The following is a 9,272-nucleotide window of genomic DNA, read 5'->3' as shown; positions in this document are numbered from 1 at the left end:
CCCCTGGGAGACCTGCCCGCGCCCGCGTGGCTGACGGCCCTCCTCCAGCCCGGCGCCACCGCTCCCCTCCAGAGCGACGACGCCGTGCGCGGCGCGGTGCGGGACCTGCTCCGCCACGGCGGCTACAAGCCCACCGGCCGCGGCAAGCCCGCCTCCGAGTACCTCGTGCGCGCCTCCGGGGACGGCTCGCTCGGCACCATCAACGCCGCGGTGGACGCGTGCAATGTCGTCTCGCTGCACAGCGGCCTGCCCATCAGCGTCGTGGACCTGGACCGGGCCAAGGCCCCCTTCCGCGTCGGCACCGCCATCCAGGGCGACCGCTACGTCTTCAACGCCTCCGGGCAGGAGATCGACCTGGAAGGGCTGCTGTGCCTCTTCGACGCGGACGGGCCGTGCGCCAACGCGGTGAAGGACGCCCAGCGCACCAAGACGGACGCCACCACGCGCCGCACCCTCACGCTCGTGTGGGGCACGCGCGAGCTGGGCGACCGCAGCGCCCGCGCCTTCGCGTGGTACCGCGAGCTGCTGGAGCGCCTGGGCGCCACCGTCGAACCCGTGAGCTGAAGAGCGGGGCGACCCTACTTCCGGGGTGCTCCGGCCTTCAGCCCCAGCCCGTCACCGGGCTTCAGCCCCAGCCCGTCCAGGATGTGCCCCACCACCACGTCCGGCGGCGGCGTCACGTCCACGGACAGCGCGTCTTCCGGCGGCTCCATCGCGCCCAGCTGGCTGGGCAGCAGCGCGGGCGGCATGAAGTGCCCCACGCGCTCCTGGAGCCGGGCCTGGATGACGGCGGCGGGGGCGTGCAGGTACACCCACCGCTCACGCGAGGCGTCCACGGAGAGCCGCTCGCGGTAGGCGCGCTTGAGCGCGGAGAACGCCAGCACCAGATCCTCGCCCTGGGTGAGCGCCTTCTCCAGCCGCGCGCGCAGCAGCACCAGCCAGGGCTGCCGGTCCGCGTCCGTCAGCGGCGTGCCGGAAGCCATCTTCCGGCGGCTTTCCGGTGAATGCAGGTCGTCCGCATCCTCAAAGGACCAGCCCAGCCGGTCCGCGAGCGCCTGTCCCACCGTGGACTTTCCGGTGCCTGAAACGCCCATCACGATGATCACCATGCGGTGCCGCCTCCCGGAAGCTCGCGCGTCCTCCCTGCCGCGACCTTCCTGCATCCAACGTCACGCGAGCAGCGCGGTCGATGATCATACAAGTGACCCTGGATGATCGTCCCATGAGCGTCCGCTGCTCAACGCCCTGCCGCCCATCCCCGCGGTGTGCTACCGGTGAGTGGCTACCCTGGGCGACAACATGATCTTCGCAGGCGCAACACCCGGCCGGACCTTCGTCCGGTTCCTCCTGGCCACGGGCCTCCTGACCCTCGTGACGATGGCGGCCTGCCGTGACCCGGCCACCGCGGCCGGCACCGCCCTCTTCGTCACCACCGAGTTCGAGCCCGCGCTGAACCTCACGCAGCTGCGCGTGTCCGGCACCGTGGCGGGCGGCATGGACGTGCCCACCACGCTGCTGCCGGAGACCGCCGAGCGCGCCCTCCAGAGCGGCGAGAGCTTCCGCGTCCTCCTGAACGATGCCCCCGATGGCACCCAGGCCACCGTGCGCGTGGAGGGGCTGCGCGACGGCGCCGTGCTCGCCACCGGCGAGGCCACCGCGAGCGTGCGCGACGGCTACGAGGTGGAGGTCACCGTGCGGCTGTCCTCCGGCCCGACGCCGGACGGCGGAACGGGCGACGGCGGCACTCCGGATGCGGGCCCTGGCACCTTCTGCGTGGACTGCCGCGACGGCTGCTGCCGCGAGGGCGTGTGCACGGCTCGCACGTCCCGCACCTGTGGCGTGGGCGGTGTGGCGTGCTCGGACTGCACCGAAAACAAGGCCGACACCTGCACGGCCCAGGGCACCTGCGCCTGCGGCAACGGCCCGGCGTGCGGCGCCAACGCCAGCGCCTGCTTCGGCGGCCGGTGCATGTGCGGCCTCGGCGGCGCGTGCGCCCCGGGCCTCGCGTGCCTGGGGGGTCAGTGCCGCTGCGACCCGTCCACCTGCGCGGGCTGCTGCATGAACAACACCTGCGTCATCGGCACGGACAAGAACGAGTGCGGCAAGGGCGGCCAGGCGTGCAAGAAGTGCGACAAGCTGTGCAAGCCCGACGGCACCTGCGGCTGACGCCGCACCGCTACCACACGGTGAAGGGGCGCGAGCTTCCCGAGTACGGGTGCACGCGCCCATCCCAGCCGGACTTCCAGTTCCCCTCGTGCACCAGCCGGTAGGTGCCCGGCGCCGTGTCCAGGGGGATGGGCCAGTCGATGCGCACGTGCGAGCACGCGAGCGTGGGCACGCAGTACTCGCGCTGCCAGTGGTACAGCGCGCCGCCCTCCCCGTCGTGCGCCACGTCCCGCCACGTCCCGTCCGGCTGACGCCGCTGCACGCGCAGGTACGTGCCTCCCAGCTTCAGGTTGTTGCGCGGATGGCCCGCCCAGAAGGTGGCGCTCGCCGTCTCGCCCCGGGCGTACGCGGGCTTCGCCTCCTCGACGATGTCGCCGAAGTCCACCCACAGGAGCTTGTCGTCGAACACCACGCCGGGCTGCAGCCCCACCACGGCTCCGCGCAGGTCGCGCGGCGTCGGTCCCGGCGGCACGGGCGCCCCGTCGCGCAGCGCCCCGGCGAGCCCCGTGAAGGACTGCTGCAGCGCCGCCAGCGTCCACGGGCCGAAGTGCGTGGACGCGCCCTCGTAGTCCTGGCGCGCGTACTCCTCGCGCGTGGCCACGTAGCCCGCGTAGGCGTTGGACAGCCCGGAGATGACCACGTCCGTCACGCCCGTGCCCTGCAGCTGCGCGAGCACCGTCTCACGCAGGCGCCGGCCCGCCATGGTGGTCAGCTCGAAGGGCACGGCGACGAGCGCCAGCGGCCCCACCGTCACCAGCTGCAGGGGCAGCACCTCCGGGGACCACGGGTAGGGCTTCATGCTGCCCATCTCCAGGACGATGGGCTTCTCCGCCTGACAGGGCGTCGTCACCACCGCGCAGGTGAACTGGCTCCACAGGTCGTGCACGGACTCGCACGTGGCGCCCTCCGCGCCGAAGCCGGGCCCGTCCTCCGCGCCCGCCAGCATCGACACGCCGATGGCCGCCGGACACGTGCGGTGGGGCGCGCCGTCCGTGAGCGCGGGCGCCACGTCCACCGCGTCCATCTTCACGTAGATGTGCCGGTAGTCCACGCCGCCCAGGAGCGGCATCGCGGCGGTGGCCCACAGGTGCGCGGCGAAGTCGTACTGCTTGCGCGCGGACAGCTCCGCGTCCTCGAAGTCATTCGCGCCGCCGCCGTTCGTCCCGCCCAGGATGTTGGGCGTGACGTCGCCCTCGTTCGCGTTGGCGAAGGCCGCGACGAAGGTGTCCGGGCCTCCCGGTGTGAGCCCGCCCTCCCCCGCCTCGAAGTAGCGCGACGCCAGCCCCTTGTTGTCGCCGCTGATGAGGGTGTTGGTGTTGCCAAAGGACGTGCCGTGCACAGCGAACCAGTTGACGAGGCCCAGCTCGTGCCCGTCCGTGCGCGTCAGCCGCAGCAGCGTCATGCGCGGGTCGACGTTGTCCGGGTAGCGGGCGCGCTCGGCGGCGGGGTTTCGCAGGTAGGCGTCCGGGGAGCGGTTGGCGCTCGCGCCCCTCAAGTCGCCCGACGCCAGGCGCAGCGAGCCCTCGGCCAGCCGCGCGTTGGCGCGGAGGATGGAGTCCACGATGCCGGAGACGATGGCCTCGAAGTTCTGCGGCACGAAGCCGAAGGTGGTCAGGTTGTAGAGCGTGTAGTGGCTGAAGCCGCCCACCCCCGCGTGCGTGTGCGTGGCGCTCAGGACCACGTTGTCGTCGGAGTACACGTCCCCCAGCTTCGCGCGCAGCCGCTCCACCACCTGCTGCTTCACCGCCTGGAACAGCTCGCCCAGGTCCGCGCTGACGAAGGCCACGCGCCGGCCGTTGCACGGCGAGGCGATGACGAACGCGCGCGAGGACAGCCGCAGGTGGATGCCTTGCGTCTTCTGCGCCACCTGCGCGTAGCCCATCATCCCCACCTCCGCCGCGGGGCCGGTGATGTCGGAGCGCGCCGTGCCCAGGAGGAAGCGCGCGGAGCCCGCGCAGGCGTCCTCCGTCACGGCTTGCGCCGTCAGGGCCTCCGCCGCCCCGGCTTCCGGCAGCAGGCCCGCCCGGGTCGGGCCCAGTGCCAGCGCGCTGCCCAGCAGCAGCCCGAGCACGGGGGCGAGGCGAACAGTCAGCGGGCGCATGGCATCCTCCAGGGTCCCCGGGCAGGGCCTTCAAGCAGGCGCTGTCGGGAGCGAACGTCGGCCCGTCAGCAGGGGGAGGGCCCCAGGTTGGACCCATTGCCTCGAAGAAGGCAGTGCGAACGACGGCAGGCCGTCCAGCGCACCACAATCGAACAGGGGAACGCGGGGATTTCAGTCCGGTGCGCGGCAGCGGCCCGGCGGCCTGCTCCCGGCGGAGGCGTCAGGCCACGCGCGCGGTGCGCACGGCGGCGTGCAGGGCCACGTGGAAGGTGGCGCCGTGGCCCGGCGCGGAGTCCACGCTGATGCTGCCGCCCAGCGCGCGCACGATGGTGTCGCAGATGGACAAGCCCAGGCCGGTGCCCTGGCCCGGCGCCTTGGTGGTGAAGAACGGATCGAAGATGCGGCGCACGTGCTCCGGCGCGATGCCCCGGCCCGTGTCGCGCACGTCCACCACCACCCGGCCGTCGGCGTCCACGCGGCTGATGAGGCGGATTTCGTGCGCGTCCGTGAGGCCCTCCGGAATCGCGTGCGCGGCGTTGATGACCAGGTTGAGGAACACCTGGAACAGCTTGCCCTCGTTGCCACGCACCGCCGGCACGTTGCCGTACTGCTTCACCAGCCGGGCGCGCGGCCGGATTTCACTGGCCGCCATCTGCGTCACGGAGTCCAGCACGCGGTGCAGGTCCACCGGCTCGTCGTGCGCGTCGTCCACGCGGGAGAAGACCTTGAGCTGGCGGACAATCTGGCGCATCCGCTCCGAGCCCTCGCGCGCGTCCTCCAGCACCTGCTGGTACTCCAGCAGCTCCTCGGCGCCCAGGGGGCGGGGCATGGGGCCCAGCGCGCGGTGCAGGAAGTCCAGGTTGGAGAGCACGTAGGACAGCGGGTTGTTGAGCTCGTGCGCGATGCCCGCGGCCAGCATGCCCATGGAGGCCAGCCGGTCCCCGAGCATGAGCTGCGCCTGCATGTGCTTGCGCTCGGTGAAGTCGCGCGCCACGGTGACGCGCGCGGGCACTCCGTCGAAGAGCACGCCCAGCGTCACCAGGTCCGCGCTCACCACCTGCCCGTCGCGGCGCACCAGGGGCACCTCGTGCGAACGGGCCGCGAGCCCTCCGTCCTGCGCCTCCTCCAGGTGGCGGCGCGCCACCTCCTGGTCCTCGCGGCGCACCAGCCCCAGCAGGTGCCGGCCGAGCAGCTCCGCCGGGTCCTGGTAGCCCAGGTAGCGGGCCATGGCCGGGTTCACCGACAGGAGCATGCCGTCCGTCGTGTGCACCACCACGGGGTCCGGGAACCCCTCGATGAGCAGGTGGAAGCCCGCCTCCGTGCGGCGCAGCGCGGTCTCCGTGCGCACGCGCAGCGCGTCCGTGGTGTGCTGCTCCAGCGCCAGCGACAGCGCGCCGGCCGCGCCGGACAGGAGCTTCACCTCCACGTGCGACCAGGCGCGGGCCTCGTCGCAGTTGTCGAAGCCGATGAAGCCGAACAGCTCCCGGTGCACCGTCAGGGGCAGCACCAGCAGGGAGCGGATGCCCTGGTCCAGCAGCACCGGCGCGATGCCTTCACCGAAGACGTCCGGCGAGCCCTGCACCGCCTCGCCCCGGCGCAGCTCCTCCAGCTGGTGCAGCCGGAAGGCCTCGTCCACCGGCGCGCCCTGCGTGTCCGGGTTTTCCAGCTCGCGCGACACGCCGGGCGCGGCCCACTCCGCGCGCTGAGACTGGAGGATCCGCCCGGCGCCGTCGCGGTGGAACTCGAAGACGTAGGCGCGGCTGGCGCCCGCCACCCGGCCCAGCGGCTCCAGGATGGCGTTGTAGAGGTCGCCCGCGGACTCGGGCTCCAGGAGCCGCCGCTGCACCTCCACCATGGCGCCCAGGTAGCGCTCGCGCGTGGTGGCGGCCTCCTCCGCGAGCCTGCGCGCGGTGACGTCCACCAGCGTGCCCAGCACGCCGCCCAGGCGCTCCGGGTCGCCCGTGGCGGACACCTCCACCCAGCGCGGCTGCGGACCGCACACGAGCCGCAGCTCCAGCCGCGCCGGCGAGTCCCCGCGGGAGATGGCCATGCGAAAGAGAGCGCGCGCCTGATCCCGGTCCTCCGGATGGAACAGGTCCACCAGCGCGCGGCCCTTCCACGCCTCCGCGGACGTCCCCACCAGCCGCTCCCAGGCGCGGCACGTCAGGACGAGCCGGCCCGCGGCATCCAGTTCGAAGACGACCTCGCGAAGCAACGACCCGGCGCGCTGGAAGCGGCGGGTGTCCACGAGGTCGCTCGCCACGGAGGTCTGCCCCGGCGTGGCGCCGATCCCCGTCTCGCGTTGCTCCTGGGACACCGAGGCCTCCTCACGACTGAAACGGGGCCGTGCAGGGATGAGAGGACAACCCACCCGGTTCCCCCGGGCACCCGCCCCCTCTTCCGTTTCATCGAGGACCGAAGCATACGTCGGTCGAATGTTTCAAAGTCAATGGACCTTCCCGTGACTCAGGGATTCCCCTCAGGGTCTGGAGGCTCCCAACCCCCTGGCATTCCCGAGCGCGGGCGATGGCGACGGTCACCGAGCAGGCGTGCTGGAGATCCACCCACGATGCCCCACGCGGGCACGTCCCGCGTGACGATGGCGCCCATGCCGACGACAGCGTGGTCGCCCACGGTGACGCCGTCGGTGATGCCGGCGTTGGCGCCCACCCAGACGTCCTGACCGATCACGATGCCCTTCGACGTGACGGGTTGGTCGCGCACGGGGCGGTCCGGCGCGAGCCCGTGGTCGAACGCGTAGAGCGCGGCGCCGCTGGCGATGCGCGTGCCGTCGCCAATGCGGATGCCCACCGTGCCGCCGTCCAGGCTGACGCGCGCGTTGAGGCTCACGCGAGACTCCAGGACCACCGGGCCGTGGACGAAGGCATCCGCGGCGATACTGCACCCCGGTCCAATCCTCACGGTCCGGCCGGGCTCCGCGAAGATGCGTGCTTCGGGGGCGATGAAACATCCTTCCGCGATTTCAACCGTCTCCAGCTCGCGCAGGCGGTCCTGCACCTCGCGCTGCCAGGCGTCCGCCCACTCGCGGTGGCGCGGCTTGAGGACGAAGTAGAGCCACGGCATCCAGGACAGCCGCAGCTTGTGCTGTTGGCGGCGTTGCGCTTGGAGATCCACGGGCCAATGACTACCACGGCCCGGGTCTTCCGGCCGGTGTCAGCTGGCGGCGGGGACGACGGTGAAGTGGCAGCGCTCGCGCTCGGCGGCCACGGCGTCCGTGTCCATGGGGATGGGCTGGAGGCGGCAGAGCATGTCGTCCGGCTCCCATGGGTACGGCTGGCCGTCCAGGCGCACGCGCCCTTCGGCCACGGCGCGGGTGGCCTCCACGAGCGGCAGCGGGGACAGGTCGCGCATCAGCGCCTCGAAGCGGCCCTGGCGCTCCGGGGTGGAGAAGTGGAAGCGGGAGCGGGCGACGACGGCCAGGTGGTACCACATGGGCCGGAACGCGAGCCCCGCGAGCCCCAGGCGCTGGGCCATGGTGAGCAGCGACTCCGTCGTCTCGCGCGACAGGCCCAGGCCGGGCACCTCCTGGCCGGGGAGCTGCGGGCGCGTGTCGCTGAAGCGCGCGCGCGGGTGGCGCAGGCTCAGCCAGTTGGCGAAGAGGAACGTCTCTCCCTGGAGGACCTTCTTCTCCAGCACGGAGTCCGACAGCAGGTGCTCCTGGCCTCCCGCGTGGCCCAGCACCTTGATGCGGTCGCCGGTGCCGCCGGTGGAGGACACCTCCACGCGCAGGCGGCTGTAGCCCAGGCGCTCCACGTACGACAGCAGGCCGTAGCGGAAGAGGGCGTACTCGATGCCCTGCGCGGTGTAGTGGCCCAGCACGCGCGGCTGCACCTCCGGCCCCAGGCGCAGGGGGCCTTCCAGGTCCTCCAGCGTGATGGGCTCCTCGCCCGCGAGCATCCCGGGCGGGCCGCCTTCCGGATCGAGCAGGTGCGCGATGCGCTGGAAGCGCGCGCTCAGCGGATCATACCGGGCGGTGATGCGCTGATGGCCCAGGCCCGCGAGCACCAGCACGGTGCCGGCGAAGAGCTTCCAGGACTCGGCGTGGTAGCCGCCGCCGGGCAGCCACACGCTGGCGAGCCCCCGGAGCGCGGAGGCGATGGCCACGTCGCGCTTGCGCGCGCCCGCGAGCGTGATGCCCACGCGCCCGAAGCGGTCCCCGGCGAGCACGTCCCCGCCCGCGATGACGAAGGTGATGTCCGAGCGGGGCATGCGAGCGAGCAGGTCCTTCACCTTCTGCACGTAGAGGGCGTCGTCGCACCGGTCCGGCACGCGCGTCTCGTCCACGCCGGGGGGCAGCGAGCCCCAGTCGCTGCCGGACACGGAGCCGATCCACACCTTCGGCTGGCCGGCGAGGCACGCGGCGGTGCCGTCCGGAGGGTGCGCGTCCAGGTCCAGCACGGCCACGGAGCCGTCGAAGCCCGAGGCGCGCAGGTCCGCCACCGCCACGGCGATGTCGTTGACGGTGCAGAAGCCGCCGCCCCGTTCCGGCCGCGCGTGGTGGAAGCCGCCGGCCATGTTCACGACCGGGCCCTGTCGCGCGAGCGCCAGCCGGGCCGCGCCCAGGGTGCCGCCGCACACGAGCCGCACGCTGTCGAGCAGCGCGTCCACGGGGACCTCCGACGGATCGGTGGCGTAGATGCGCGCGAGCGTCGCGGGGTCGGAGAGGGACTCCAGGTAGCGGGCGTCGTGCACGCGCGCGAGCTGGGCGTAGGACACCGGCACGGGGTGGCGGACGTCCACGGCGCGCACCACGCCGGCCTCCAGGAGATACCAGGTGGTGAAGTCGGTGCCGCGCGGCTCGATGCCCACGGAGGACTCGATGCCGGACAGGGGCAACCGGTAGGCCTCGTCGTAGAAGACGTGCACCCGGCCGCGTCCCAGGCCCAGCCGCCACAGCCAGCCCTGGATCATCCGCGCCTCATCGGAGCAAGCGGAGCAGACGGAGCCGCTTGCTCCGATGAGGCGCGGATGATCCAGGGCTGGC

The 9,272-nt window shown here is 72.8% G+C and carries 7 protein-coding genes; 2 read left to right on the top strand and 5 right to left on the bottom strand.

Going from position 1 to position 9,272, the window contains the following annotated elements; translation table 11 throughout:
- Positions 1–564 (top strand): phenylalanine--tRNA ligase beta subunit-related protein (locus tag D7V97_RS34780; RefSeq protein ID WP_120614927.1); only part of this gene is annotated, 564 nt, incomplete at its 5' end.
- A 14-nt stretch (positions 565–578) separates the two neighbouring features.
- On the opposite strand, the gene D7V97_RS34775 is transcribed toward D7V97_RS34780, so the two are convergent.
- The gene (locus D7V97_RS34775; protein WP_120614926.1) at positions 579–1,109 is read right to left on the bottom strand and encodes a gluconokinase; all 531 of its coding nucleotides are present in this window, start codon (positions 1,107–1,109) and stop codon (positions 579–581) included.
- 190 nt (positions 1,110–1,299) lie between these two features.
- Between D7V97_RS34775 and D7V97_RS34770 the strand changes: the two genes are divergently transcribed.
- Positions 1,300–2,166 carry a hypothetical protein gene (locus D7V97_RS34770; protein WP_120614925.1) on the top strand — a complete coding sequence of 289 codons (867 nt, stop codon included), beginning with the start codon at positions 1,300–1,302 and terminating at the stop codon, positions 2,164–2,166.
- 10 nt (positions 2,167–2,176) lie between these two features.
- On the opposite strand, the gene D7V97_RS34765 is transcribed toward D7V97_RS34770, so the two are convergent.
- From D7V97_RS34765 to D7V97_RS34750, 4 genes are all read right to left on the bottom strand, one after another.
- Entirely contained in the window at positions 2,177–4,267 is a 2,091-nt protein-coding gene (locus tag D7V97_RS34765; RefSeq protein WP_120614924.1) for a neutral/alkaline ceramidase, read from the bottom strand.
- Between the two features lie 220 nt (positions 4,268–4,487).
- Positions 4,488–6,584, bottom strand: a complete 2,097-nt coding sequence (locus D7V97_RS34760; RefSeq protein WP_120614923.1) for a PAS domain S-box protein — start codon at positions 6,582–6,584, stop codon at positions 4,488–4,490.
- A 149-nt stretch (positions 6,585–6,733) separates the two neighbouring features.
- Entirely contained in the window at positions 6,734–7,402 is a 669-nt protein-coding gene (locus tag D7V97_RS34755) for a DapH/DapD/GlmU-related protein (RefSeq protein ID WP_120614922.1), read from the bottom strand.
- A gap of 39 nt (positions 7,403–7,441) precedes the next feature.
- Positions 7,442–9,199, bottom strand: coding sequence for a histone deacetylase (locus D7V97_RS34750; RefSeq protein ID WP_120614921.1), 1,758 nt, complete (start codon positions 9,197–9,199; stop codon positions 7,442–7,444).
- Between the last annotated feature and the right edge of the window lie 73 nt (positions 9,200–9,272).

The organism is Corallococcus sp. CA053C (genome assembly GCF_003611675.1).
Lineage (GTDB): Bacteria > Myxococcota > Myxococcia > Myxococcales > Myxococcaceae > Corallococcus.
The sequence above is the reverse complement of the archived record's forward strand: the minus strand, read 5'-3'. Positions and strand labels throughout refer to the sequence as shown.